The 23,949-nt window shown below is 66.3% G+C and carries 23 protein-coding genes, 1 tRNA gene and 1 riboswitch; of the genes, 11 read left to right on the top strand and 13 right to left on the bottom strand.

The window, feature by feature from the left end:
- Nucleotides 1-40: 40 nt before the first annotated feature.
- The 7 genes from IEZ07_RS00320 to IEZ07_RS00290 all read right to left on the bottom strand — a co-directional run bounded on the left by IEZ07_RS00320 (nucleotide 41) and on the right by IEZ07_RS00290 (nucleotide 8,562).
- Nucleotides 41-508, bottom strand: coding sequence for a DNA phosphorothioation-associated protein 4 (locus IEZ07_RS00320; RefSeq protein ID WP_191892949.1), 468 nt, complete (start codon nucleotides 506-508; stop codon nucleotides 41-43).
- Nucleotides 508-2,565, bottom strand: coding sequence for an AAA family ATPase (locus IEZ07_RS00315; protein ID WP_191892948.1), 2,058 nt, complete (start codon nucleotides 2,563-2,565; stop codon nucleotides 508-510). Before IEZ07_RS00315 ends, IEZ07_RS00320 begins: the two co-directional genes overlap by 1 nt.
- Nucleotides 2,562-2,726, bottom strand: a complete 165-nt coding sequence (locus IEZ07_RS00310; protein ID WP_191892947.1) for a hypothetical protein — start codon at nucleotides 2,724-2,726, stop codon at nucleotides 2,562-2,564. The genes IEZ07_RS00315 and IEZ07_RS00310 overlap by 4 nt, the downstream gene beginning before the upstream one ends.
- Nucleotides 2,727-2,770: 44 nt before the next feature.
- Nucleotides 2,771-4,750: a DEAD/DEAH box helicase family protein gene (locus IEZ07_RS00305; RefSeq protein WP_204054187.1), complete on the bottom strand. Its 1,980-nt coding sequence runs from the start codon at nucleotides 4,748-4,750 to the stop codon at nucleotides 2,771-2,773.
- A 167-nt stretch (nucleotides 4,751-4,917) separates the two neighbouring features.
- Nucleotides 4,918-5,901, bottom strand: coding sequence for a hypothetical protein (locus IEZ07_RS00300; RefSeq protein ID WP_191892945.1), 984 nt, complete (start codon nucleotides 5,899-5,901; stop codon nucleotides 4,918-4,920).
- Nucleotides 5,902-6,301: 400 nt separating this feature from the next.
- Nucleotides 6,302-7,210, bottom strand: coding sequence for a phosphotransferase enzyme family protein (locus tag IEZ07_RS00295; protein ID WP_191892944.1), 909 nt, complete (start codon nucleotides 7,208-7,210; stop codon nucleotides 6,302-6,304).
- A complete protein-coding gene (locus IEZ07_RS00290; RefSeq protein ID WP_204054186.1) occupies nucleotides 7,207-8,562 on the bottom strand; it encodes a helix-turn-helix domain-containing protein in 1,356 nt (451 codons plus the stop codon). The genes IEZ07_RS00295 and IEZ07_RS00290 overlap by 4 nt, the downstream gene beginning before the upstream one ends.
- A 422-nt stretch (nucleotides 8,563-8,984) precedes the next feature.
- Here IEZ07_RS00290 and IEZ07_RS00285 point away from each other — a divergent pair, with 422 nt between their 5' ends.
- From IEZ07_RS00285 to IEZ07_RS00275, 3 genes are all read left to right on the top strand, one after another.
- Entirely contained in the window at nucleotides 8,985-9,482 is a 498-nt protein-coding gene (locus tag IEZ07_RS00285; protein ID WP_191892943.1) for an ATP-binding protein, read from the top strand.
- Between the two features lie 384 nt (nucleotides 9,483-9,866).
- Nucleotides 9,867-10,065: riboswitch (cobalamin riboswitch) on the top strand.
- Between the two features lie 35 nt (nucleotides 10,066-10,100).
- Complete coding sequence (gene bluB, locus IEZ07_RS00280; protein ID WP_239319198.1) at nucleotides 10,101-10,736, top strand: 5,6-dimethylbenzimidazole synthase; 636 nt, start codon at nucleotides 10,101-10,103, stop codon at nucleotides 10,734-10,736.
- Between the two features lie 134 nt (nucleotides 10,737-10,870).
- Nucleotides 10,871-11,683, top strand: coding sequence for an SAM-dependent methyltransferase (locus IEZ07_RS00275; protein ID WP_191892942.1), 813 nt, complete (start codon nucleotides 10,871-10,873; stop codon nucleotides 11,681-11,683).
- A gap of 173 nt (nucleotides 11,684-11,856) precedes the next feature.
- Here IEZ07_RS00275 and IEZ07_RS00270 read toward each other — a convergent pair whose 3' ends face one another.
- Nucleotides 11,857-13,134 (bottom strand): EcsC family protein, encoded by a 1,278-nt coding sequence (locus tag IEZ07_RS00270; protein WP_191892941.1) that lies wholly within the window; start codon nucleotides 13,132-13,134, stop codon nucleotides 11,857-11,859.
- A gap of 23 nt (nucleotides 13,135-13,157) precedes the next feature.
- Between IEZ07_RS00270 and IEZ07_RS00265 the strand changes: the two genes are divergently transcribed.
- Nucleotides 13,158-15,401: a TerD family protein gene (locus IEZ07_RS00265; protein WP_239319196.1), complete on the top strand. Its 2,244-nt coding sequence runs from the start codon at nucleotides 13,158-13,160 to the stop codon at nucleotides 15,399-15,401.
- Between the two features lie 269 nt (nucleotides 15,402-15,670).
- On the opposite strand, the gene IEZ07_RS00260 is transcribed toward IEZ07_RS00265, so the two are convergent.
- Nucleotides 15,671-16,261, bottom strand: a complete 591-nt coding sequence (locus IEZ07_RS00260) for a TetR/AcrR family transcriptional regulator (protein ID WP_191892940.1) — start codon at nucleotides 16,259-16,261, stop codon at nucleotides 15,671-15,673.
- Between the two features lie 278 nt (nucleotides 16,262-16,539).
- Between IEZ07_RS00260 and IEZ07_RS00255 the strand changes: the two genes are divergently transcribed.
- Nucleotides 16,540-16,965, top strand: a complete 426-nt coding sequence (locus tag IEZ07_RS00255) for a DUF6463 family protein (RefSeq protein ID WP_191892939.1) — start codon at nucleotides 16,540-16,542, stop codon at nucleotides 16,963-16,965.
- A 128-nt stretch (nucleotides 16,966-17,093) separates the two neighbouring features.
- Here IEZ07_RS00255 and IEZ07_RS00250 read toward each other — a convergent pair whose 3' ends face one another.
- The gene (locus IEZ07_RS00250) at nucleotides 17,094-18,851 is read right to left on the bottom strand and encodes an alpha/beta fold hydrolase (protein WP_191892938.1); all 1,758 of its coding nucleotides are present in this window, start codon (nucleotides 18,849-18,851) and stop codon (nucleotides 17,094-17,096) included.
- 230 nt (nucleotides 18,852-19,081) lie between these two features.
- Between IEZ07_RS00250 and IEZ07_RS00245 the strand changes: the two genes are divergently transcribed.
- From IEZ07_RS00245 to IEZ07_RS00225, 5 genes are all read left to right on the top strand, one after another.
- Nucleotides 19,082-19,342 (top strand): type II toxin-antitoxin system VapB family antitoxin, encoded by a 261-nt coding sequence (locus IEZ07_RS00245; protein ID WP_191892937.1) that lies wholly within the window; start codon nucleotides 19,082-19,084, stop codon nucleotides 19,340-19,342.
- A complete protein-coding gene (locus IEZ07_RS00240) occupies nucleotides 19,339-19,731 on the top strand; it encodes a type II toxin-antitoxin system VapC family toxin (protein ID WP_191892936.1) in 393 nt (130 codons plus the stop codon). The genes IEZ07_RS00245 and IEZ07_RS00240 overlap by 4 nt, the downstream gene beginning before the upstream one ends.
- A gap of 374 nt (nucleotides 19,732-20,105) precedes the next feature.
- Nucleotides 20,106-20,270 (top strand): hypothetical protein, encoded by a 165-nt coding sequence (locus tag IEZ07_RS00235; RefSeq protein WP_191892935.1) that lies wholly within the window; start codon nucleotides 20,106-20,108, stop codon nucleotides 20,268-20,270.
- An 82-nt stretch (nucleotides 20,271-20,352) separates the two neighbouring features.
- Nucleotides 20,353-20,667 carry a hypothetical protein gene (locus IEZ07_RS00230; RefSeq protein WP_191892934.1) on the top strand — a complete coding sequence of 105 codons (315 nt, stop codon included), beginning with the start codon at nucleotides 20,353-20,355 and terminating at the stop codon, nucleotides 20,665-20,667.
- A 3-nt stretch (nucleotides 20,668-20,670) separates the two neighbouring features.
- The gene (locus IEZ07_RS00225) at nucleotides 20,671-20,973 is read left to right on the top strand and encodes a hypothetical protein (protein WP_191892933.1); all 303 of its coding nucleotides are present in this window, start codon (nucleotides 20,671-20,673) and stop codon (nucleotides 20,971-20,973) included.
- Nucleotides 20,974-21,106: 133 nt separating this feature from the next.
- On the opposite strand, the gene IEZ07_RS00220 is transcribed toward IEZ07_RS00225, so the two are convergent.
- Both IEZ07_RS00220 and IEZ07_RS00215 read right to left on the bottom strand, forming a co-directional pair.
- Nucleotides 21,107-21,451, bottom strand: a complete 345-nt coding sequence (locus tag IEZ07_RS00220) for a DUF4190 domain-containing protein (protein ID WP_191892932.1) — start codon at nucleotides 21,449-21,451, stop codon at nucleotides 21,107-21,109.
- A 330-nt stretch (nucleotides 21,452-21,781) separates the two neighbouring features.
- Nucleotides 21,782-21,855, bottom strand: a tRNA-Ile gene (locus tag IEZ07_RS00215).
- A gap of 150 nt (nucleotides 21,856-22,005) precedes the next feature.
- On the opposite strand from IEZ07_RS00215, the gene galK reads away from it, so the two are divergent.
- Complete coding sequence (gene galK / locus IEZ07_RS00210; protein ID WP_191892931.1) at nucleotides 22,006-23,127, top strand: galactokinase; 1,122 nt, start codon at nucleotides 22,006-22,008, stop codon at nucleotides 23,125-23,127.
- 102 nt (nucleotides 23,128-23,229) lie between these two features.
- On the opposite strand, the gene IEZ07_RS00205 is transcribed toward galK, so the two are convergent.
- On the bottom strand, nucleotides 23,230-23,937 hold the full coding sequence (locus tag IEZ07_RS00205) for a FadR/GntR family transcriptional regulator (protein ID WP_191892930.1): 708 nt from the start codon (nucleotides 23,935-23,937) through the stop codon (nucleotides 23,230-23,232).
- Nucleotides 23,938-23,949 lie beyond the last annotated feature (12 nt).

Below are 23,949 nucleotides of genomic sequence, written 5' to 3'. Positions count from 1 at the left end.
GCCGCCACACTCAGTGGATCATGAAATCTCGCGATGGCGTTCAGTAATCGAGCTCAGCTAGCTCCAGCAGATCTGAGCCAGTGATCTCTTGTTTCGGCGGAGCGGCCAAAGCGTCCACTACCAAGCTACTGACGATCGCGGTGAGGTCGTTGCTACCTCTCGCGTTGATCTCACCCTGGAGGTAGTACAGGCCTCCGTTGGCATAATCCTCAAAGATCTTAATGCGCTCACTTAGCCGGTCATCGGCGAGGATCTTCGGATCATCTTGGACTTCGGAAGCCGCGACCATGTCTATAAGCACATCACCATACTGGCGGCCTTCCATCAGGGACAGCCGGATCGCTTCGCCAGCCTTCTCAAAAGGCTCTCGCCGACCTTTTCGACAGCCAAGTGCCGCCGCGAACATTAGTGCGTCAACCATTGCACGGAAAGGACCATCCTTGGCCGTGAGATCGTTCAGCAGCCGCTCATGCTCGGCAGGCCTCCGGAAGCGCTCATCCGCCGCCATTAGATAGCTACCTCTTCCAGAACGGTGTGCTCGAATTCGCCATGTACTACATATGGAACGGCTCTATGGTTAATCTCGATAGTCTCCTCGGCGGCGTCACGATTCGGCGTTACCGCACGGAGAACATACAGGCGAGTTGCCGCGCCCTGGAGGTTCTCCATGACCTTGCCTCGAGACTGTGATTGTGAGAGCAGAGTGACGATCTGCGAAGTCAGTCGTGGCAGCGCACCGGAAACCTTCCCCTGGTAGGTCAGATCGAGGCTACCAAATGGTGCATCCATGACGACCGGGTAAATGCCGCCCTCAGTAAGGCTCTCCTTATCGCCCTTAGCTTTTCGATCGTGCATTTGCTTTGCGACCTCGGAGACTGCACCGACGAACGAGAGGCCAAGGACCTGGTTCTCCCCTGTACTACGGATAGCGTCACCTGCGTCAGACTGCTTCAGCAGTAGCTCAAAGCCGTCGGTGAGCTCCGGCGTGTACGTTTTAAAGAAAATGCGGGAGAAAACCTCTTTGATTTTCGCATCAAGTTGCCGGCGCACCTCATCGGTCTTGAGCTCGAGGATCTTGCGGAAGGAATCCAATACCTCATTGACGAGTCTGATCTGGCGCTGAACACGACGTGACGCCTCGTCCTGGACCTCGGCAGAGTGAAAACGTCGCTTGACGGTCTCGATGCTTTTGTCGATTTCCGCGATTTCCTCCTGCTTGCGCCGGTGTGCCGCGAGCGCATCGATTCGTTTATCATCAAATTCCTTGCGGCGCCGCTCCAAGCGCTGGACATCCAGAATGTCGACCCCTTCGAGCTTGCGGTCGATCTCGCTCTTTTGTTCATCAAGTCGGGTGATCGCGCTCTCAATCTCCTGAATATCCTGAGTAACCTCTTTCAGCTGCTCGGATAGGTTATGGCGCTCGTCACATAGATGCTTTACCTGACCGCTGACATACATCCACCGACTCTCTACATCGGCGAGACCTGCGTTATAACGACGCTTTTCCAGCTCATCGTAGGCAGGCGTACCTACTGAGACAGGCGTGCCGCACATGCAGACGCCCTCATCCAGAAGCGCATCAATGAAGTCACGCTGGATACCAGCAGGAAGCTCTCGACGGCGGCGCATTCCTTCCGCAAGAGCGATGACGGTTTCATCGATACCGCCGGTGAAGGCAAGGAAGCCGCTCTTAGAGATGAGATCTCGCTTACGATTTTGCCGCTCCTGAAGTTTCTGCAACTCGAGGTCGATCCGCTTGCCGATCTCTTGGCGCTCTTTCTGCATAGGCGCGGTCTCACTATTTGCGCGTAGCGCCCGCTCAGCTGCATCGACTTCAGCCTGATAGCTGCTTATATCACTAGAGAGCTTAAGAGCCTCATCATGAGCTGCCATCTGCTTCTTCTCCAGGCTCTCCTTCTCATCGTGAAGAGCCTTAAGTCGTCCGCCTCCCTCCTTGCTGATATCGCGGCCCAGTCTCTTCACTGCCGCAGGCAAGTGGTCAGCTATAGCGCGTTCGATGGACTCCAGTCCCAGCAGAGTCTTGATTGCCTGCTTAACTTCACTATTATTCTCATTGTCGGTGAACATTTTCTCCATGCGTTCACCATTAAAGAAGAAGAAGCGGCGGAGACCTTCAGGAAGGATCTTCTCGATCCGGTCCTGACCGTTTTCGACCTTGACGCTTTCACCGTGCCGAATCTCGGTAACGACAAGGCGAGCCGACACGAGGCTCTGCTCGCTGGAGTCCTTTACCACCGCCACTTCACGCAATACGCTGAACACCGTGCCCTCATGTTCGAACTCCAGCTTCACGGACGCGCTGACAGGTGTTCCAAAGGGTGCGTCTGTCCAGGCGCGATCGTGAATAACACGCTGCTGCTGTTCCACATCATGGGAGTAAGCTCCATAAAGAGCCCAAGTGAAGGCGTTTAGCAGTGTTGTTTTACCAGCACCGTTAGTACCGAAGATGAGGATGGCAGGCTTGTCGTCATCCACTCTCAGATCGAGGACCTGCTGTCCATAGAAGGTACGGAAGTTGTTTAGGGTGAGCTTGAGCAGCTTCACTTCACCAGCTCCTTCGCAGCATCCGCGATCTTAGAAACGATCATCGTAGGATTCTTGATGTGCAGAAACTCTCGCTCAAGCTCTAGAACGCGTTGAGCAAGCTTCTTAGCCTCCGGCGAAAGCTCATCTAGGATCTCCTGAGCCGTCTTACCGTCATCCATAGCAACTCCTAATATCTGATGCCATACCAAACAGTTGGTTTTTCCTAAGTATCAAGCAGCCCATAGCGGATCCGCAATGGCCGTAGGATATCGAGCGTTTCAGCTTCGTTCTCCGCAAGGTGCGCAAACTCGGTAACCCTCGTTAGCTCTCGAGCAACCATGCGCCGTTCGGTCTCGTAGTGGACGATGCCAGATCCTTCAGGCGGCATGACAATGAAGTCGACGATATCAGCCATGCTCTTACCTGCTGCTTTTCTGAGGACACGTCCCCGGCGCTGAATGAACTGGCGGGGGTTGGACGAACTGGCAAGCAGGTAAGCGGTACGCGCAGCGGGAACATCGACACCCTCATCCAGACAGCGCATGGACGCTAAAATCTGGAGATCATCTCCCGCGCCGAATCGCCGCAAAACCTCTTGCCGCTCCGCACGTTTAGTTTCAGCAATGTATCTCGCTGCTGGCATACGGAGTTCGTTGCCCAGAAGATTCATCACCTGGTCTAGCTGCGTATCCTCCTCCCGTGCCCCCTCCTCGTACGCGAGCGGATGTCGGCCTTCAGCGCAGTACAACAGCTGATACCAACTATCCTGCCGCTTCTCAATCTGGCTTCTCAGTGCCGGCAGTTTTGCGCGCGCATGGCCAAGAATATTGGAACGTTTCCGGAGTAGCGCACCAAGCGGGCTGTCATCATCTACGTCTTCAGTAAACTGTTGCGAGGCAAGGATCTTTGCGATCTTCTCTGTGACGTCGGCGTATAGCTCGGTTTCCTCAATATCCAGCTCTACGAGAACCGGCGTATAGGTGTAACGACACAGTGCTCCAGCTTTGATCGCATCTCCTATCCCCATCTCGAATACCATGTTGCCGAAGTATTCGGTGAGCGCGGCGCTGCCCATATCGTCAAACCATCGCTCTGGCGTGGCAGATAGGCCAAGGCGATAGTTCGCCCGAAGGGGAAGTTTCGTCCGGAGGTGTTTTGCCCCAAGGTTATGTACTTCATCCGCGATAACTAGTAGCTGCCCACTGTAGCGATCTAGGATGTTCTGAAAGTGCGTTTCCCCAAAAGTCTTGTTCGTTGTGACGATGACCCCGCAGCTCGCAGAGCCGAGCATAAGGGTGTCGAGGAGGTTCGAAGCATGACGGTACCAAGCAGCCGTTGACTCATACGCACGGATCGGTGCGACTCCAAACCAGCTGATGTCCTTTGACCATTGATCAACTAGATGCTGGTAGGGGACGATTACCACAGTGAGCAGCGACTGATTGGTTTTCTGCATAGCCTTCGCAAGTTGGGCTGCTGCCGTAAGCGCAGTAAGTGTCTTACCTGTGCCCGTTGCCATGCGGAAGATTCCGCGCCCTTTTTCGCTGAGCCAGTTTCTTACAGCCGTCTTCTGATAGTCCCGAACGTTCAAATTCTCGGGAATCCTCAACAGCCCAGGGACATCCTGCCTGGGAATAGAGATGGGGGCCCCATCGGCAGGAATCTCGTCTATATCGCCGACACTCGCCAGACCCGAGGGATACCTCTCGGTGACAACTCTGACGGCCTCAGTGAAGTTGATAACGCGAAGGAAGTTGGTTCTGTCTTGCCATAGAGCCTCAAAATCTCTACTGATACGGAGCGCCCGCTCTGCGTCCCGATCATCCCAGCTGCGAAATACTTCTATGGACTCAAAATTACCGACCATCCCAGACAGAGTCTCGTTGGCGCTGCCTTTAAAGGCCACAAGATCATTATCATCACGGAAGATGCCGATTTTCTCGTGATACATTCCAACGCGATTGCCGGATGATACATACGCCAGCTTGATATCAAGCCTGCCCTCACTAACCAGGCGGCCGAGTTTGCCGAGACCTACCGCAGCTTGACGGCTCTCTGCTGCACGCTCCAGATCACGGATAGCTGCGCGTTCCAGCACTGAACGAAGTTCGTATCCGGCTTCAATATCAGCCACGTCGTCTGGTTCGAGGTAAGGTGAGGCAACGATACGCATCGTACCTCCGCGCTGAATGAAGTCGTCCATACCTTTACCGAGAACAGCAAGACTTGAAGCAGTAAAGTACCCGACCGCTCGATCGTATTGCCGCGCTACAGCTAGAGCCGGCATATAGAACGCTCTGACTACATCACCGCGGTCGCTACGATACTCATCTCGAAGGTCCGCATTTCGAAGAGCCTGCTTCCCCTGCATTAAAGTCCCATCAACCCGATGAGATCATCTGCGGACGGCCCATCTTCGTCGCCACTGCCATCGTGTATGGCATGAGAGTAGTGGGATTTTCCATTTTCAACGTCGGAAAGGCGTCTAACCATTCCGTCGCGCACGCCAAAAGGCGGAGACGACATAGCTTGCCGCAGGCTCGATTCCTTTATGGAGAAGTCTCGAGTGAGCACTCTTACGACCTCATTAGAGGAGATAGCCCCTCCATGTCCATCCACCAAATCGGCTATGAGATCTCTAATCGGTTTATATGCTGGCATTCCCCATTCGGCCAACGCCCACATATCCACATCACTTCGGATGAACCTTGCATCGATGCCGATTTTTCGCTTTAGGTCCGCCGAGTCAATTCCGCCGCCAACTTTCTCTACCAGCAATGAGATCCCCATCGGGTATCCCGCGTCTGCAAGGGCACGGACAATCCTGTCCATGATGTTTCCCTCCGACTCCAGATTTCGCGTCGGGCTGCGATCAACATTGCCGATATTAAGGATTTCCGATCTCTGGACATCGACGAACGAGATGATCTCCATTCGAGGCTTCCCAATACGATCATGGTAGGGCGCCCCCGATATTGAGACTCCAGCTTCTCGCGTTACGCTCCTCGAGGGCCTCTCGCTCTTTTCATCCGCTAGCGTCAGAAGAACAGCCCGGATGATCTCGATAGCTTCGGACCTTGCCCCCACCTGAGCATGCAGCTCTCTGATCGTCCATCCCATGACCACAGACAGCAGCTCCAGAGCATTGTGGCTCTTGAAGCGTTCCAGGAACCCTTCATTGGCGTAGTAGGCGCGGATATCACAGACCCCGTCGCCAGACCAGGCCAGAAGTTCTCGGAGGGGATCTCCGGATTCGGAGGCCGCGACTATACGCGCCCAGATCACGGCGGTCTCTCTCCGCCGCTGCGGATCACGTCCGCAAGCTACATCGTCGACTACGTAGCGGTACCTCAAGGCAAGGGTCCTCCAGAACAGAGCCGGCTCCTGGAGACACCGGTCATGCACTCTTCTGTGAACTCAGTTCTACCAGCTATGTCTAGTGGCCTGGTAAACGATCACTAAGTTCGTATGTAGACACCCGCTGATCTTTAAGCCGTGATGTCCACAGTCATGCGGCAGCGTCCGGTCCCAGCGACCTTCCCAGTTCATACTGGGTGTCGAGGTGATGGGTGGCCTCCGGACAGCGGAGAAGCTCGGTAGTACAAGCTCTACAGATGGCGAACCTGTTCGCCGAGAGATCGTCAAGATCTATGGATCAAGCACTTCCGGTTGATTACCGTCAGTGATGTCGTTGCTTCGACTGGTGCAAGCTGATGCTGTCCGGGCAAACATCAGGCTATCGGAGGCAGCGTAATCACCGATATGGCTGCCATCGGGCAATCATGTCTCGAGCCTTGAAACTGCGCATGCGGTGTTCCCACTGTGGCCGTATCCGTGGGTTGCTCCGGAGGACGGGTAGGACACTGGTCACCAGCTTCAGCTCACGGAGCCTCCGCAGGACAGGGAATCCCTCCCACTGAGTCACGTCGAAGCCGTAGCTCTCGGCGAGTGCGCTGTGCTCACCCACGGGGTAGTCCATCCGGAGGCTGCCGACTGCTACCGGGGCCAGGTCCCATTCGCGTGGGCCGATCGTCGTGCTGTCGAAGTCGCACAGTACGGGGCCTTCGAGGCCAGCGATGACGTTGCCAAGGAACGCGTCCCCGTGGATGACCCCCGGCGCAAGCGCGTAGCAGAGCGCGGCGAGTTGCGCTTCGAGCGTGTCGCACTCGTCCAGGAGAAAGGCGTGGTCGCTGGAAGAAAGGTCTTCGGGTTCGGCCAGCCGCTGGCGAATCTCGGTCATCGGCCGCCACCGTGGCAGGCTCTGCAACGGATCGGGCAAGGTGTGCAGGCGCCGGAGCAGTGCGGCCAGGTCGGCACCGCCGGGGCGCGGCCTCACTTCCGGTACGTACTGCCAGAAGGTGATCAGGTGACCCTCTACCTGCAGCGGCTGTTCGGCATCGGGCAGGAGCCGTACCGCCGGGAAGTCATGTTGCTCCAGCCAGCGGGCGACCTGCACCACCGTTGGCACGCGGACGCGTGCGGCGGTGGATCCGGCGATGCGCACCACGACGGGGGCCTGGTGGAGGCGGAAGACGGCGTTGTTGGTGAACTTGATCAGCTCGGCACCGTTAGACGGTAGAGCTGCCTGCTCACAGGCTGCTGCTAGCAGCGTGCGGAGCCGATCGAGGGTAAGGCCGCCCGCGTCGTCGGTGGTCGTTGTCATGCCGCGCGCACCGTCGTGATGCGCTGGGCGAGGTCCCGGGCATCGGAATCGGATACCAGATTGGTGGCGGTTGCGTGCAGAGGCGCGAGACGATCGATGATCCTCTTCGAACGGATCTGGGTCGCCAGGACGACAGCGTGGTGGCCGTTGCCGATTCCGCTGCCCATCTCGCCAGCGCGTAGCTGTACTGTCGCCAGGGCGGTCAGCTCGAAGGCTCTGCTTCTCGTCATGCTCGCCTCGCGCTGCCGAAGAGCGGTGGTGAGGAACTCCACGGCGACATCGAGATGGTCATCGGTGAGGCCGGCATGGACCATGCCGCTCAGAGCGTCCAGGTCGGCCGGGCCGAAAAAGCTCACCCAGACGGGGAACGGGTGGTCGCAGGAGCGGGCGAACTCATCCTGTGCCCTGTGGAGTGACTTCAGCGCGAGCTCGGCATCTCCCAGCAGCGCATAAGCCCATGCCTCGTTGGCGCACAGCATCGCCACCGTCCGCTCGCAGCTGGCGTCCTGCGCACAGATCTGGCCGAGCTGGAAGAACCGCAGCGCGTCCCGGAGACGATCGCAGTGCAGGTGAACACGGCCCATCCGATAGAGGACATTGGCCGCCAGGGAAGGGTTTCCAGCGTGCTTAGCCTGCTCCAGCGCGCGAGCCAGGTGATTCCTAGCCGGGCCGTACAGGCCGACGTCGAAGGAGGTCCAGCCCGCCAGGTTGTGCTGGTCCGCCAGCGCCTGATGCAGCCGCAGAGCGACCTGTGGTGAGCAGGTGGCGTGCAGTAGCTGTTGTGACCAGGCCAGCTGCGCCACCACCGCATCCCGGCAGATACCGCCCCCGTGCTGGTAGTCCAGCGCGCGAAGCGTGCGGGTCACCGCCTCGATCTGCTCAACATCAGCCAGGCCGATCTTTTGCGGCACAGGCGTCTGCACCAGGGGCAGGGGCTGCGTCCACCCCTCGGTGTCCTCCACCGCCGCACCGATGCTCACCTGCGCGGCACGGGCGAGCAGGCGCCGTACCTTCTCGTCCTCGTCACCATCACCCGGTGGCTCTGCCACCGGCCCGGCGAGACTGCCCGCACACGCGTCGTAGGCGAGACCCATGAAGCCGCGGGGAATGCCCAATCCGTCGGCAATGCGGGCCAGCACCTCGTAAGCCATCACCTGACGGCCCTTGAGGATCTCCGAGATCTCCGACTGCGACTGGGCGGTGAGCGCGGCGATGCGGTGCTGGGAGATCCCGATCCTCTGCAGCAGCCGGTAGACCGTGGCCATGTCCCGGACGGACAAGGCCTGGCGCATCTGCGGGCTTTCCCAGACCACGGGGTCGATGGCCCGCTCATTGGCGTGGCTGACGTTCATGCAGCCCCCCTCCACGGCTGAGTGTCCGTTGGCTCCACGGTAACCAGTGGCCCGCCGCGATCGAAGCGGTATCGGCGTGCCCCATCGGTCAAAGTGATCGGCTCAGCCGATCATCCATCCGACATGCGGAGGGTATGCGCTACACGACTCTCCGTACATAGACCTTCTGCCGCAGGATTGCAGCCAGGCCAGTTCCCACCCTGCTGGCCCGTCCGCGTCCAGCGCTCCCCCGTGCCTGGCGTGGACACTCCTGCGGCCGGTGTCCGGGCTTCGGTTCCTTCCTCACGGACACCGGCCTCCGCAGCCCAGGGCCAGTGGCGAAAAGCACGGGTCTTCGCCACCGGCCCTGGCACCAGTCCCAGCAGGCCCCGCCACCCTCGGAGCCGCAGAACCGCTCTCGTCCTCTACGGATAGGAACAACGATGTTCACCGAGCGCGCTCCCGCCCCGGCTCCCGGCAGACCTGGTGAACGCTTCCGGATGATCGCCTGGTGCCTGCCGCCTGATAGCGCGGCCCGCCGCGCCCGCGAACTGCTGCGCGACCACCTATCCCGGTTCTCCACCACCGCCGATGTACTGGCCGATCTGGAGGTCGTGACCACCGAGCTGGCCACCAACGCGGTCAGCTACGCTCCAGGGCCCTACGAGCTGCGGATCCTGCACGACCATGGCGTGCCGGTCAGGGTGGAAGTGGTCGACACCGGTGCGGGAGCCGAGCTGATCGAACATCTTCTCGACCGCCCAGTCGTCGTCCCGGACCACATCGACGAGCTGGAACTCGGTGGGCGTGGACTGCGCATCGTCACCGAACTCACCTACGGACGCTGCGGTGCCCAGTGGACCCGGCTGTGCGGCACCGGCCAGACCGGAACCAGCGTCTGGTTCGACCTACCGGTCCCGCGGAAGATGGATCGAAGGTGATAGCCCTGTGACTGCCTGGGCTGACCAGAGAGCTCAGTCCCTTCGGGGCGCCGCCAAAGACGTGAAGGAGCTTCCTATCCGTCCCGGAGCGCACCGACTTTGGTCGCGGGACACGCGTCCGAAGTTCGATGTGCGCCACCTGCCTGCTTCCTAGCGTTGGGGGTACGACCCATACTTCGGCGCCAGCGGCCAGGCGCATCCACGAGATCGACGCCGTGCGCGGATTCGCGCTCGGCGACATCCTGGTCGCCAACAACGGCGTCGGCGAGCTGGACGGCGGGATTCCGCGTGATCACGACGGCCCGCCTCAACACCGGGGGCACCCGCTCCCTGCCCAACAGGCCCTCCCGCCCCCGTGTCCTCGGACTGCGCTACAGTCGCGTCCGGCACGAACTGACGCGAGGTGCCTCCCCGCGGGGAGGAGAATCGGGAAGCCGGTGTGACTCCGGCACGGGCCCGCCGCGGTGATCGGGGAGCTGCCGTCCACGCACAGGTGTGCGGCCACTGGCCTTGAGGCTGGGAAGGCGGACGGCGCAGGCGTTGATCCGAGAGTCCGAAGACCGGCCTCGCTCCACCCGCCGCCTCCGAGGGGCGGCACGAGCAGCGGGAGCCTGCCCTGTGAACGACGTCCCTGTGAACACCGGCCTCTACGACGTCATCCACCGCCGCCGCGACGTACGGTCCCAGTTCAACGGCGGACCTGTGCCCAGCGACGTCCTCGACCGCGTGCTGGCCGCCGCCCACGCGGCGCCCAGTGTGGGGCTCTCCCAGCCCTGGGACTTCGTCCTCGTGCGCGATCCCGGTACCCGCCACGCCTTCCACGACCACGTCCAGCGGGAGCGCGCCGTCTTCGCGGCGTCCCTCAGCGGGGACGAGGCCGAGCGGTTCGCCCGGATCAAGGTCGACGGCGTGCTGGAGTCGAGCCTCTCGGTGGTCGTCACCTACGACGCCGAGCGCGCCGGCCCCGCGGTCCTGGGCCGGCACGCCATCGCCGACACCGGTCTGTACTCGGTCTGCCTGGCCATCCAGAACCTGTGGCTGGCGGCCACCGCCGAGGACCTGGGCGTCGGCTGGGTCTCGTTCTACCGCGAGCCGTTCGTCCGGCACCTGCTCGGCATCCCGTCCGGGATCCGCCCGGTGGCCTGGCTCTGCCTGGGACCGGTCACCCACGTCGAACCGGCCCCCGACCTGGAACGGCACGGCTGGCGCCGCCGCGCCCCGCTGAGCGCCGCGGTCCGGCACGAACGGTGGTGACGCGGGGCACGGACCGGCCCGGGGCGCGGAAGGCGGAAGGCGGAAGGCGTACGGGGCTTGCCGCGGCACGCGTGAACATGATCAACTGAGACGGTCGTATTCGGCGCGAACCCCCGCATGAATGGACCTGGCCCATGGACACCCCCCGCGAATCCGGCGCCCCGCGTGACCTCGGCCTCGACCGGCCGCACTCGGCCCGCATCTGGAACTACTGGCTGGGCGGCAAGGACCACCACCCGGCCGACCGCGAGGCCGGGGAGATGGTCAAGCAGCTCATCCCCGGCATCGTCGAGGCGGCCCGCGCCGACCGGGCGTTCCTGGGCCGGGCCGTACGGCACCTGGCGGGAGAGGCGGGCATCCGCCAGTTCCTCGACATCGGCACGGGCCTGCCCACCGCCGACAACACCCACGAGGTCGCGCAGCGGATCGCCCCGGAGGCTCGGATCGTCTACGTCGACAACGACCCGATCGTCCTGGCGCACGCCCGCGCCCTGCTCGCCGGCACGCCCGAGGGCCGCACCCAGTACATCGAGGCCGACCTGCGCGACCCGCAGCACATCCTGCGGGTCGCCGCGCAGACGCTCGACTTCACCCGGCCCGTCGCGCTGATGCTGCTGGGCATCCTGCACCACCTCGTCGACGACGCCGAGGCGGGGAAGGTCGTACGGGAACTGGTCGACGCCCTGCCCTCCGGCAGTCACCTGGCGATCGCGCACGCCACGGCCGAGGTCCACGGTGAGGCCATGCACGAGGCGATGCGGCGGTTCATGGAGGTGGGCGGCACCCCGATCGTGGCCCGCGACCGCCGCCATCTCGCGACGTTCTTCGACGGGCTGGAGCTCCTGGAACCCGGCGTGGTGTCCTGTTCGCGCTGGCGCGCCGAGGCCGACCCGTGGGGTGAGCCCGAAGAGGTGTCCCAGTTCTGCGGGGTCGCCCGCAAGCCGTGAAGACCCGCACTTCCCAGGTGCGGACACGACGGGTCACCGCCGACCGCCCTGCGGGCCCGGCACGGCGGCGACCGATCGGTTCGGTGCCCTCGCGCACGGCGCGGCCAGGGGAAGATCGGCCGACATCGCCATGACGCAGCCGAGGGCGCGCTCTCGGCAGAACGAATCGAGATCTACGAACGCGGTACCGGTGGCTGCCTGTCCTCATCGAGGATCCCGGCGAAATCCGGCAGATCCGTTCCGGGCTCCGGATCGTCGTAGACATGAGTGGCGTCTTGAAGCCATTCCTGCGGATCAAGGCCGTACTTCTCCGACAGGAACCGGATGCGGTAGACGTCCTCCGCGCGCTGATACACGTGCCGGGTCATGTTCGCGCTCAGCGCGGCGTTGATCGCGACCCCGACGAGCGGCACCGTCTGAGCGAGCTTCCGCTTTATCAGCCGGAAGCCGAGCGCTTGATAAACGCGCCCGATCACCGCGACGAGGACATGTTCATTGAGCTGCTTCCATGTCGCCCTCCGCATCATCTGCTGCGTGAGGCGTGACAGCGCCATGAGCGCCGCTTGCTTCGCTTCGAGCGTGCCGGCCATCCCGAAGGACAGCACGCCCATCGCGAACAGCTCTTCGTCGGGAAGCCGGACGTCGTATCCGTACCTCACCGCCACCGAGCCGACGCTGCGGCCCATCATCGCCAACGAGGCCACCGCGTCGGCCGCGATCGCAGCGACCGCCGCGCCCGACGTCACTCCTCCGCTGACCGTCGACGAGACCACCGTTCCGGTGACGACAAGCGATGCGGCGGCCCCCTGCGCCGCCGAGGTCGTGACGTACAGCCCCTTGCGGCGCCGGAACCGGTCGAGGTCCTCGAGGTCGAGCTTCTTCAGGTCCTCCAGCGTGCGTACGGTCGGGTGCTCCTTCGCGTACCCGCGCAGTGCGTTCTGGGAACTCGCGGAGCAGAGGGCAGGCTTGAAGATGAGTTCCAGAGTCCCGTTCAGGGTCTTTTCCGCAATGCTCTTGACCTTCGCCGTCGGCAGGTGCGCGTCAGCGAAATGAGCGGCCTTATCGGCCGACGTGCTTGCGAATTCCCGAACCTTCCTGGGCATGAGCGCCTTGTGCGGTGGCTCATGAAGGCGCCTCAGGCTCAGGTCCCAGGATCGACGCTCGTACGCACTCATCGACTCCAAGCCTCGCTGGTCAGCCACCGACGAATCACGTCCTTGATCGGGGGGAAATCCGGCATGAGCGTACAGCTCGCAAGACGGCAGAATTGAGCGATTGTCGAATTCTGTGGATTGCGGGTGATTCGCGGAATTCGAAGCCGACGTGAGGACGTCCTGCCCGCCCGCCGCGGCCCGCACGCCCGAGAGCGGGGCGGCCATCTCGTCCAGCGCGACGACGCAGGGCAGCCGCCGCTCGTGGACCTCCGCGTCCGGATCACCCGATTGCCTCACCTATCCGCCTATAAGGTGCATCCGTGGACGCTCTGGAAAACCTCGCTCCGGAAAACCTCGCCCTGGAAAGCCTGGTCATCGCCAGGCGACTGCGGGTCCCCCTCGACGTTCCCGCCGACGCCGCGCCGGGCTGGGGCGAGACGGCCGCCCGGCAGCTCGACGCCGCGCTGCTGAGCGTGGGGTTCACGTGCTCGCCGGCCCTGCTCGCGCGCCTCGCCGCGCTGCCCGGCGAGACGGTGGTCGACCTCGGCGTGCGCGTCCTGGCCGCGGTCCGCGGGCTGGTCGGCGACCACGTGCGGCACAACGCCTACTTCATCGACTTCCCCGCCAACGTGCCCGACACCGTGGAGTTCTGGGCCGGCCTGCTGCGCGAGGCGCTGCTCGACCCCGTCACCGCGCTCGACCCCGTCACCGCGCTCGACCCCGTCACCGCGCTCGACCCCGCCGCCGCGCGGGTCCGGCCGTCGACGCTCGACCTGCTGAGCCTGCCGGGGTACGGCCGCTACCGGCACACCTACGCCGAGCTGCTGGCCGCGCACGCGGAGCTGGTCCCGCTGGCCGGGGACCGGGTGACCGTACTGGAGCCGGGCGGGAGCCTGGAGTTCGAGGCGCGCGACCTCTACTTCTCGCTGGCGGGCTCGCAGGCGCCGCTCGCCGCCGAGGACCTGGCGGCCCTGCGCGCGCTGGCCTCGTTCTGCGCCGAGCAGCCGGAGCACGTCCCCGTGCGCGAGAACCGCGCCGTCGTCAACGAGGTACGGCTGGCCGCCGGTCTCCCCCTGCTCGTCGACACGGTGACCGACGTGCTCCGGCTGGCCTGCGGCGCCTCCGGCGGCGATGTCACGCTGGCCGCGCCCACCCGGTTCCGCTCGTTCCGCCGCGCCGAGCGCCGCGCCCTCCTGGCCGCGCTGGACGGCCTGCCCCCGGCCAAGCACGGCGACGTCGCGCGCCACCGGGAGCAGTGGAAGCGGCTCGGCGAGCGGCTGCACCCGCACGAGTTCCCGCGGTTCCCGCGGGCCGCCCAGGTCTTCGAGACGGCCAGGGGCACCCGGAGGGTCCCCGGCTTCGACAGCCAGGTGGAGGCCGCCCTGTCGGCCGGCCGTACCGCCGACGCCGTCCGGCTGCTGGAGCACGCCCCCGGCGCGCTGCTGCGCCGCCTCGACCACCTGCTGCGGACCTGCTCGTCCCCGTCGGACGTCCTGGACGCCGCCGCGGGGGCCGCCGGGCGGGCGTCCGGCCGCGTGCTGCTCTCCCTGCGCGAGCACCTGCAGAACCGGATCACCCCCGCCGCCGGCCGCGTCTTCGTCAACCGGTACGGCAGGGCGTGGACGACGCCGGACGGCCGCGCGCCGCTCGGCGGGGAGACGCTGGAGCGGCTGCTCGCCCTCCTGGACGAGGAGATCACCCGCCGGCTCCCGGACCCCGGCGAGCTCGTCGTCGACCCCGGCGTGCTCGACGTGGCCCTGCCCCTGTCGGGCAAGGCGGTCGCCCCCGGGCTCGGCATGCTCCCCCGCGGGTCGCTCTCCCGGGTGGACGGGGAGCTGCTCAGGTTCTTCGTCCACTGGCGCCAGGCCGAGCGGCGCACCGACTACGACCTGTCGGCGCTCATGCTCGACGCCTCCTACGGCGACCCGGAGCAGGTCTCCTGGACGAACTACTCGGGCGACTTCGCGCAGTACTCGGGCGACCTCACCGACGCCTCCGACGGGGCCTCGGAGTTCATCGACGTCCGCCTCGCCGAGGCGACCCGGCCGATCATCATCCCGATGGTCAACATCTACTCCGGGGAGCCGTTCGACGAGGCCGCCGAGGCGTTCTTCGGTTTCATGACCAGGGACGCCGAGCAGGAGGGCCGCCCCTTCGAGCCGCGTACCGTGCGCATGAAGTCGGACCTGCGCGGCTCCGGCCGGATCGCCCTGCCGCTGGTCTTCCTGCGCGGCGACGACGGGCTCTGGCGGGTCAAGTGGCTGCACCTCTACCTGAAGGGCCACCCCCGGTTCAACCAGGTCGAGGGCAACCGGGTGACCACGTCGCTGCTGGTGCGCGCGATCGTGGAACGCGACCACCTCCGGGTCCGCTACCTCGCCGACCTGCTGCGCGCGAAGGCCACCGCCCCTGCCGCCGCAGCCGCCACCGCCGCCGCAGCCGCCACCGCCACCGCCGCCGCGACCGGGCGGACCACCTACATCGGGCTGGAGGCCCCGGCCGAGCTCCCACCGGGCTCGCGGGTGTACACCGCCGCGACGCTGCACGAGCTGATCCCCGCCTGATACCGTGGGGGCCGCGAGGCCATGGGAGGGCTTCCTTCTCAATCTTCCAAATTGAAACTCCAGCTCTCCCGCTCTCCTCGCATCCGGCGGCGAGGCCATTCGAGGGCTTCCTTCTCTCCTGGTTCGATTCCAGGTAGGCCCCTGGGCCTACTGGCGCTCACAGCTCCCGAGCCTCCCTCGCCACTTTCCTCCGTCCGGTCTCCTCCGTCCGGCAACGGATGCAGCCGAGCCCTGCCGGACGGTGCCCTGATCCGGTAGGCGCCACGGCGTCAGGCGAGCCCGAGGCCGGCCGGCAGCAGGGCTCGGACCGTGGCGCGGACGGCCTCGAGGTCGACCGCCTCGGGAGCGACCCGCCACTGGGCGTGAACGCCGATGACGGCCCCCACCAGCAGGACCGTGAGCGCTTCGGAGGTGGTTCCCGGAGGGAGCGCCTCCGCCGGTATCCGGGCCCGCACCGCTTGCCGGAGCGCGGCGTGCAGCCGCGCGTAGTGCTCGCGGATCGGTGATCCGGCCTCCACGGCCTCGGCGAGCAGGGTGATGAACAAACGCGTGGCGGGCAGGCGGATGAAGTCCATGACCTGGTCCAGCGGGTCACCGGAGAGCTCCCCCGGGACCGGCTCCCCCGGGACCGGGGGGAGACCGGCCAGTACGGCCTGGAGCCGGTCGTCGACCACCGATTCCAGCAGGCCCAGCTTGTTGCCGAAGTGCCAGGGGATGGAGCCGCGGCTGATGCCGGCCCGCTCCGCGATGTCGATGAAGCTCGTCTGCCGGTACCCCTTCTCCGCGAAGAGCTCGGCAGCGGCCGTCACCAGCAGCCGGCGGCTCTCCTGAGTCCTCTCGATACGTCGCGTGGCGGCCATGCGGCCATCTAACCAGGTATGCCGGATGGCAAATCGAATGTCGATCGATATAGCCTATGCTGGTCAACATAGAAATCGGGAAGGCTCTCCGCGCGAGGGGCGGGCTACGTGATGGGCGGCGGAGACCTCGCCGGTGTGACCGGCGGGGAGCGGATCCATCCCGTCACCCCGGATTCCGGCCCGTCCAAGCCCATCGGCCGGGCGCCGGATCGGCGATGGGAACGAGCCCGACGCGACCGTCACCCAGCGGAAGCCGGCCATGCGGAAGGGACCTCACGATGAACTCCGGAAAACGACTGCTCCGCTGGGCGAGCGGGATCATGCTCGTGCTGGGGGCGGGACACCTGTCCCTGCTGACGCTCGCCTTCCGGGAGGACATCACCGGCTGGGTGGACCAGGGGATGTGGGCGGCGGTCCCGCTCGTATTCCCACCCGGGGACGCCGTCCGGACGGTGGAACACCTGCAGAACGAGGCCGTCTTCTGGGGCGGCCCGGGAAGCTTCGCCGTGCCCCTGATCCTCCTGGGCTGCCTGATCTGGCACCTCGCCGGGCGCGGGGTGGCCGTGCCCGCCGGAATCGGCTGGGGCCTCGCGGCGTGGTGCCTGGTGGGCGGCGTGCTTCTCGTGCCGTCCCCGTTCTTCGCCGGGACCGTCTCCGGGGCGCTCATCATCGCAGCGGCGCGGAAGGGAGATCTGCCGGGATGAAAGGCCACCACCGGCACCGGCGTCGCCGCTCCCCGTCCCGGGTGAGTCCGGCCGGCCGCGGATCGCGCCAGGACCGGCTCACCGGACGGGGGTCAGGACCGGTTCACCGGACGGGGGTCAGGACCGGTTCACCGGACGGGGATCCGCGCGGTGAAGGGCCGGCCGTCGAAGCTGCCGGAGACGGGGACGGGGTCCAGCGGACGGAACGCGGGCCAGGACAGGACGACCTCGGCGCCGCCGACGGTCAGCCGGGCGGTGGCCGTACGGTCCGGATTCAGGACGACCTGGCCGCTCACCGCCAGATCGCTCACGAAACGCACGTCCTCGAGGCGGATGGTCGCCGCCTTGTCGTCGAAGACCAGTCGTCCGCCGCGCAGACCGGGCTCCTCCGTCAGCCGTCGGTAGGACGCCGAGCCTGGGTCGCGCCGGACCAGCGCGTCGGAGGCGGCGGCGAATCCGGCGACGACACGCCGGTCGAGGTCACCGGCGTCCGGCAGGTCCTCCGCCGTCCGGGGGAAGGCCGCGAGCGCGCGGTGACTCGACACGTCGCAGGAGCGCGGGAGCTCGCCGGCCCGGGCGAGGAACGAGCGCAGCGCCTGGCGGGCGCAGTCCACGCCGAGCGTCGTGCTGTGCCCGCCGCCGATGACCCGGAGCAGCTCGCCGTGCGGGAAGTACCGGGCGACCTCGGCGGGGGTGTGGGTGTCGTAGTCCCCGGCGACGGTCGCGGTCGGCACGTCGGGGTGGCCGGCGCGGCGCGGGACCGGCGGGTTGTCGCGGGGCGTGGGCCAGTGGAGGCACCAGTTGGCCCATCCGGTTGTCCCGCCCAGCTCGGCGACGGTGAACGGCCTCATCGGCCGCTTCTGGTCGTAGAAGCGGCTCAGCCGGCGCTCACGCTCGGCGGTCGTGGCCTTCCGGCCGAACGGGAACGCCGCGTCGCCGCACTTGTAGGAGAGCATGCCGGCGAAGCCGGGTCCGCGCAGGGGCGGGACCGGGGCCGCGTCGGCGGCCTTGGCCAGGCGGCGCAGCGGCAGCGGGTCGCCGCGCAGGTAGGCCGCGGCGGCCGCGTTGAGTTCACGGCCGAACACCGGCTCGTGGAGGTGGGGCAGCAGGCTCTGCAGCGTCAGCATGGAGATCGCCGGGTCCTGCCGGTCGCGCAGCCGCCGGACGAGCGCCGACCAGGTCGCCGCGCAGTCCCGGGACGAGCGGCAGGTCAGCTCCAGCAGGTCGGTCCTGGCCCGGATGGGCTCGATCGCGTAGCCGTTCTTCCCGACCGGGACGAGGCTGTCGAGGAACACCCCGGCGGTGCTGTCCGGGAAGCGGGCGGCGTAGGCCTGGGCGAACAGGGTTCCGTAGGAGATGCCGTAGAACGTCACTTTCGGCAGGCCCAGGGCTTTTCTGACCGCGTCCATGTCGGCGACGGCCTGGTCGGTGGTGAAGAACCGGCTCCGCGGGCCCAGGTGCGCGGCGCACGCGGTGATGCTCTCCGGGCGGTTCAGATCCAGTCCGGGGCAGTCGAGCGGGCTGGACGCGCCCAGTCCGCGCGGTTCGACGACCAGGAGGTTCTGCCGGTCGACCGTCCGTTCCAGCACGGGGAGCAGCGGCAGCGCCGGCAGCGGTCCTCCGGGGTTGGCGAGGACGGTGGAGGTGGCGCCCTTCCTGGGGACCCAGGCGAACGCCACCTCGATCCGTTCCGATGCGGGGTCGCCCCAGTCGAGCGGAACCCGGATCCGGCCCTCGCACCGCTGCGTGGCCGCGGCGCACGGATGGGCGGGCGGGCTCGTGGGCGTGACCGTCGAGGTGGACGGGGCCGGCGAGGCCGGCGAGGCTGAAGGTACGGCAAGCAGCCCGGTGAGCAGAGCTACGGCCGTGGCAGTGATCCGTAACATCCGTGGCGCCTGCCCTGGCACACAGAGGTAAAACCAGGGCAAACCAATATCTTCCAACGGTTTTCGATCTCTCCGGAACAACTCGATGATCCACCGCCGGAATAGGCCGGCGATCCGGCCGGTCCACGCCGACTGGACGGTCGAGTGCAGTTGGGGCGCTCCGCGAAACAAGGACGCCTATTACTAGAAAAGGTAGAATCACAGGGTAGTAATGGTAGAAAGGAGCGGCCATGAGCTTGAACATCAAAAATCCCGAGGCCGATCGCCTGGCGGCTGAAGTCAGCGCACTCACCGGGGAGAGCAAGACCGCGGCGGTCATCTCCGCCCTCAGGGAGCGGCGTGAGCGCCTACTCGCCGATCGCCAGGCGACCCGGGATGCCGCGATGGCCGACGATCTCCTCGCCCTCGCCGCGAAGATCCGCTCCCGGATCGGTCCGGCGGATCTGTCCGCCGACTTCCTCTACGACCCGGAGACCGGGCTCCCCGCATGATCATCGACACCAGCGCGATCGTCGCGATCCTGAACGGCGAGCCGGACGCCGCCGACTTCGCCCGGGCCATCCAGGATGCTCCGGCACGCCGGATGTCGGCTGCGACCTACGTGGAGCTGGCCGCCGTGGTGGAACGAACCCGCGATCCAGCCGCCTCCCGGCTCCTGGACGACTTCCTGGCCCGAATACGGATCGAGATCCTGCCCGTCACACCGGAGCAGGCGCAGATCGCCCGCCGCGCCTACTGGGACTACGGCAAAGGCAGCGGACACAAGGCAGGGCTGAACTTCGGCGACTGCTTCTCCTACGCGCTGGCGCGAGACAGACACGAACCGCTGCTGTTCAAAGGCGGCGACTTCACCCACACCGACGCGACCTCCGCGCTATGACATCATCACCATTCCCGCAGACGAACATGTGACAGGCCGAACCGCTCCGATGCTTCCGCGAAGGCCTTGATGCGCCCTGGGTTACCCGACCGCCTCGGCCCTGGTCGTCTCTCTTACGGATCATCGCGTGTGAGCACGTTCCATCTCCTCGACCGCGACGCCCGGGCAGGCCGGGAGCAGATCCAGGTCGTCATCGCCGCGGACGAAGGTCCGCTGCGGCTCGGTCATGGCTTCTCTTCAGAACCCGTCCTGCGAGCGGCTTCACGCATCGGTGTCCTTGGGATGCCGGGGTGCGGCGTAGACGAGATGGACGGTCCGCCGGTGCGCAATGTGCGACTGAATCTGCAGTCGCACCGAGCCCGCAGGCACGCCCCGTGCGGTACACCCGGGGCTTCACCTACTACCTGTTGAATGTCGCGCCCGACCTCGTGGCTCCGGCCAACGTCACCGCCACGCTCGGCGTGGAGCGGCTGGCCGAGCGCGGCATCGAGGTCCGGAACGAGGTCGTCATCCTCGCCGCCGAGCTCGCCCGCGCCTGACATGCCGTTTCATCACAACCCCAGACGAGACACCACGCAGAGCCCTACCGTGACAGACGCCGAGCAGAGCGAAGGAGCCGACATGGCCGACATCAACCTCCGCCCCGGAGAAATCCCTCTCGATGACCCGCAAATCAATGACGCGATGGAGATTTACGACAGCCTAAATCCGCGCGAACAAAGGGAGATATTCAGATCGCTTTACTGTGCGGTGACTGCTTTCAACCGCACAGGTGACGTTGACCATCTGACCCACTTCGCCAACAGTGTGGATGTGACGCTCCTTCTCCACGGCGACCCGGTCACCCGGCAGGAGATCCTCCAAGCGCCTACCGGGCCCAGCGCTGCCGAGGACCTGATGGACGTCAGCGACCTGGTCAAGCGACTACGGGAGTAGCCGGTGGCGAAGCTTCGGATCACTAGACACTCAGAAGAGATCGTCACAACGTGGAAAGCCGGAGCAACGCCAGAAGATCGGCGGCGCGTCGAAGAACTCATCGAAGCGATCGAGAACCGATGCGCCATGCAAGGAAGATTCCCCTGGAAAAAGGACGTCACGGATCCGGAGATAACGGTGTTCGAGCCCCGGAAAGGGCTCTGGGTAGCGGTGCGAATGTGGACGGACGATCCACCGGAAAATCCAGATCAGTTCGACGTCGTCACCATCAAGGACATCCGCAGCCCGAGGAGGCACCGCCCCTGAGCACGACGAAGGCCCCCGCCCTCTTCACCAGGGCGGGGGCCTCCGTGGTCTTCACAGCCCGTCAGGCCGCTTCAACGGACCGAGCTCGTCGTCGGCATTCTCTAGGGACCCTTCCGCGTTCGCGCCGCAGCGACTACGGCGAGCTGCTACCGATCACATAGAGCGTGACCGGCAAAATCGTGATCAGCGCCATGGGGGCGACGCACACGTACCCGAGGATCAGCCCCGCGATCGCGGCTCCATGGCCGCCGCGCCGGCCGGTCTTCGTCTCGCGCATGGCCGCATGTCCGAGCGCGATCGCGGCCATACAGGGCAGGCCGAACAGGCACCAGCCACCGAGGATGCCCGGGATGCCGACAACGAGGCTGGCGGTGGCCAGACCGGAGGCAGGGGCCGAGGGTGCGGACGGCGCCGGGCAGTAGACCGGCGGATACGGAGGGCTGTACGGAGAGCGGGGGTCGGAGGCGTCTCCACTCATCGGGCCGGTCCGCATGTGGGGCAAATCTCCACATAATGGCTCCATGTGTTGACATCAGGGCGGAGAGTAGAGGCGACGCGCCGGATACCGGTTGCCCGAAGGCCCCGGCCACCAGTGGGCGGTGGGCTCAATGGCAGCCGGGAGGCACACGATGCGTCCTGCCCGTGACCGGAGCCGACCGCTGTCGTTCGGAAAATGAGCGCCGTAGGGGGTCGGGGAACCACCCGACGGCCTGTCGATGGTCCGGCGCATGCCCACCCTGTGCCCACCAGGCGACGAACCGGACAGGAAATCGATCAAGAAAACGACATCGCCGCAGGTCGTGAGGGGTAGGGCGGGCGGGACTCGAACCCGCGACCCAGGGATTATGAGTCCCCTGCTCTAACCGGCTGAGCTACCGCCCCTCGCGCAAGCCGTACCGACGCATTCAACCAAAGGTCCGCCCCGTTCGCACATCCACCGGGCGGACGGGTCCAAGATGTGACCTTGATCCGGTGGGAGCAACGGCCGGGGTCGCTAGGGTACGGTGAGGCCGCGTTGAGGAGTGTTGGAACATGAGGGTTGTTGAGGCTTTCCGGGAGTCCTTCGGCGCCGAGCCGCACGGGGTCTGGCACGCGCCGGGGCGGGTCAACCTGATCGGCGAGCACACCGACTACAACGGCGGGTTCGTGCTGCCGTTCGCCGTGCCGTGGGGGGTCACCGCCGCGGTCTCGCCCCGCCAGGACGGCCTCGTCCGCCTCCGCTCCCTCCAGGCGGCCGGGCCCGCGGTCACCGTCGAGGACCTGCGGCAGGCCGAGGGCTGGACCCGGTACGCCGTCGGGGTGGTCTGGGCGCTGCGGGAGGCCGGGCACCCGGTGCGGGGCGCGGACATCGTGATCGACGGGGACGTGCCCCGGGGCGCGGGGCTGTCGTCGAGCGCCGCGCTGGAGGTGGCGGTCGGCCTCGCGCTCGACGAGCTGTACGGCCTCGGCCTGTCCCGGATGGAGATCGCGCTGGCCGCGCAGAAGGCCGAGAACGACTTCGTCGGCATGCCCTGCGGGATCATGGACCAGGCGGCGTCGGCCCTCGGCGAGGAGGGCAAGGCCCTCTTCCTGGACTGCCGGACGCTGGGGACCCGGGCCATCCCGTTCGACCTCGCCGCGCACGGTCTCCGGCTGCTGATCATCAACACCGGGGTCCACCACGAGCTCGCCGACGGCCAGTACGCCCGGCGGCGGCAGGACTGCGAGAGCGCCGCCGCGCGGCTGGGCGTGGACGCCCTGCGCGACGTCACCGACCTGGCCGGGGCGCTGGCGCTGCTGTCCGGGGACGAACGCAGGCGCACGCAACACGTGGTGACCGAGAACCACCGGGTGGAGGCGGTCGTCGGGCTGCTGCGCGCCGGAGCCGTGAGCGAGATCGGGGCACTGCTGAACGTCTCACACCTGTCGCTGCGCGACCAGTTCGAGGTGTCGTGCCCGGAGCTGGACGTGGCCGTGGAGGCCGCAGTCCGGGGTGGGGCCAGGGGGGCGCGGATGACCGGCGGCGGGTTCGGCGGATCGGCGATCGCGCTGGTCGCCGACGACCGGGTGGAGACCGTACGGGACTCGGTGCTGCTGGCCTACGCCGAGCGCGGCTGGGCCCCGCCGGAGGTCCGCCCCGCGACCCCGGCCGCGGGCGCCCGCCGCCTGGCCTGACCGGGAGCCCTCCGGCCGACCTCGCCCGGCCGGAGGCCCCGCCCGACCTGACCGGTAACCCACCCGCTGCACGTCTGGGACCACCGGGAACAGTCCCGGCGCCTACGGCCCGGTGGTCCGCGCCGCCTCGCGCAGCAGCGCCATCGTGTGGTCCAGCTCGTCCTGGAGCGTACGGCAGGCCGCCTCGGCGTCTCCCCGTTCGACGGCCCCGACCAGGGCGGCATGGGTGTCGTCACCCGGGTTGCCGTCCCCGTGCCGGAGGCCGAGGAGGTTCACCAGATCGATCAGCCCCCGCCGGAGCGCGGGGACGAACTCGGCGAACAGGTCGGTGAGCACGGGGTTGTGCGCGGCCGCCACCACCGCGGCGTGCAGGGCGATGTCGGCGTCCACGAAGGCGGCGTCGTCGCCCGCGGCGGCGGCGCGCCGGGCGGCCAGCGCCTCGTGGAGGGCCGCGACGTCGGCGCCGGTCCTCCGCTCGGCGGCCAGCCGGGCGGCCTGCACCTCGACGAGCGTGCGCACCTCGTAGACGTGGACGACGGCGGCGCGGCGGAGCCGGGCGGGCCAGTCCTCGGCGGGTTCGGTGGCGACCACGAAGACCCCGGCGCCCTGCCGCGCCCGCACCAGCCCGGCCCCGGCCAGGGCGCGGACGGCCTCGCGCACGGTGGAGCGGCCCACTCCGAGGTCCTTCGCCAGGGTGGTCTCGCCGGGCAGCCGGGTGCCGACCGGCCACTCCCCCGAGGTGATCTGGTCGCGCAGGCGGCGGGTGGCCTGGTCGACCAGGGAACTGGGGCGGAGGGCGCCGAGGGACATTTCTACCTCTCA

Origin of the sequence: Planomonospora parontospora, assembly GCA_014647935.1 — a bacterium.
GTDB classification, from domain to species: Bacteria; Actinomycetota; Actinomycetes; order Streptosporangiales; family Streptosporangiaceae; genus Planomonospora; species Planomonospora parontospora.
This window is presented reverse-complemented; position numbering and strand designations above follow the sequence as displayed.

What these genes read in the sequence shown, in the direction of transcription:
- IEZ07_RS00320 (WP_191892949.1), bottom strand. Translation starts at nt 508, where the DNA reads ATGGCGGCGGATGAGCGCTTCCGGAGGCCTGCCGAGCATGAGCGGCTG.
- IEZ07_RS00310 (WP_191892947.1), bottom strand. Translation starts at nt 2,726, where the DNA reads ATGGATGACGGTAAGACGGCTCAGGAGATCCTAGATGAGCTTTCGCCG.
- IEZ07_RS00305 (WP_204054187.1), bottom strand. Translation starts at nt 4,750, where the DNA reads ATGGACGACTTCATTCAGCGCGGAGGTACGATGCGTATCGTTGCCTCA.
- IEZ07_RS00295 (WP_191892944.1), bottom strand. Translation starts at nt 7,210, where the DNA reads ATGACAACGACCACCGACGACGCGGGCGGCCTTACCCTCGATCGGCTC.
- IEZ07_RS00290 (WP_204054186.1), bottom strand. Translation starts at nt 8,562, where the DNA reads ATGAACGTCAGCCACGCCAATGAGCGGGCCATCGACCCCGTGGTCTGG.
- IEZ07_RS00285 (WP_191892943.1), top strand. Translation starts at nt 8,985, where the DNA reads ATGTTCACCGAGCGCGCTCCCGCCCCGGCTCCCGGCAGACCTGGTGAA.
- IEZ07_RS00275 (WP_191892942.1), top strand. Translation starts at nt 10,871, where the DNA reads ATGGACACCCCCCGCGAATCCGGCGCCCCGCGTGACCTCGGCCTCGAC.
- IEZ07_RS00260 (WP_191892940.1), bottom strand. Translation starts at nt 16,261, where the DNA reads ATGGCCGCCACGCGACGTATCGAGAGGACTCAGGAGAGCCGCCGGCTG.
- IEZ07_RS00255 (WP_191892939.1), top strand. Translation starts at nt 16,540, where the DNA reads ATGAACTCCGGAAAACGACTGCTCCGCTGGGCGAGCGGGATCATGCTC.
- IEZ07_RS00250 (WP_191892938.1), bottom strand. Translation starts at nt 18,851, where the DNA reads ATGTTACGGATCACTGCCACGGCCGTAGCTCTGCTCACCGGGCTGCTT.
- IEZ07_RS00245 (WP_191892937.1), top strand. Translation starts at nt 19,082, where the DNA reads ATGAGCTTGAACATCAAAAATCCCGAGGCCGATCGCCTGGCGGCTGAA.
- IEZ07_RS00240 (WP_191892936.1), top strand. Translation starts at nt 19,339, where the DNA reads ATGATCATCGACACCAGCGCGATCGTCGCGATCCTGAACGGCGAGCCG.
- IEZ07_RS00230 (WP_191892934.1), top strand. Translation starts at nt 20,353, where the DNA reads ATGGCCGACATCAACCTCCGCCCCGGAGAAATCCCTCTCGATGACCCG.
- IEZ07_RS00220 (WP_191892932.1), bottom strand. Translation starts at nt 21,451, where the DNA reads ATGAGTGGAGACGCCTCCGACCCCCGCTCTCCGTACAGCCCTCCGTAT.
- galK (WP_191892931.1), top strand. Translation starts at nt 22,006, where the DNA reads ATGAGGGTTGTTGAGGCTTTCCGGGAGTCCTTCGGCGCCGAGCCGCAC.
- IEZ07_RS00205 (WP_191892930.1), bottom strand. Translation starts at nt 23,937, where the DNA reads ATGTCCCTCGGCGCCCTCCGCCCCAGTTCCCTGGTCGACCAGGCCACC.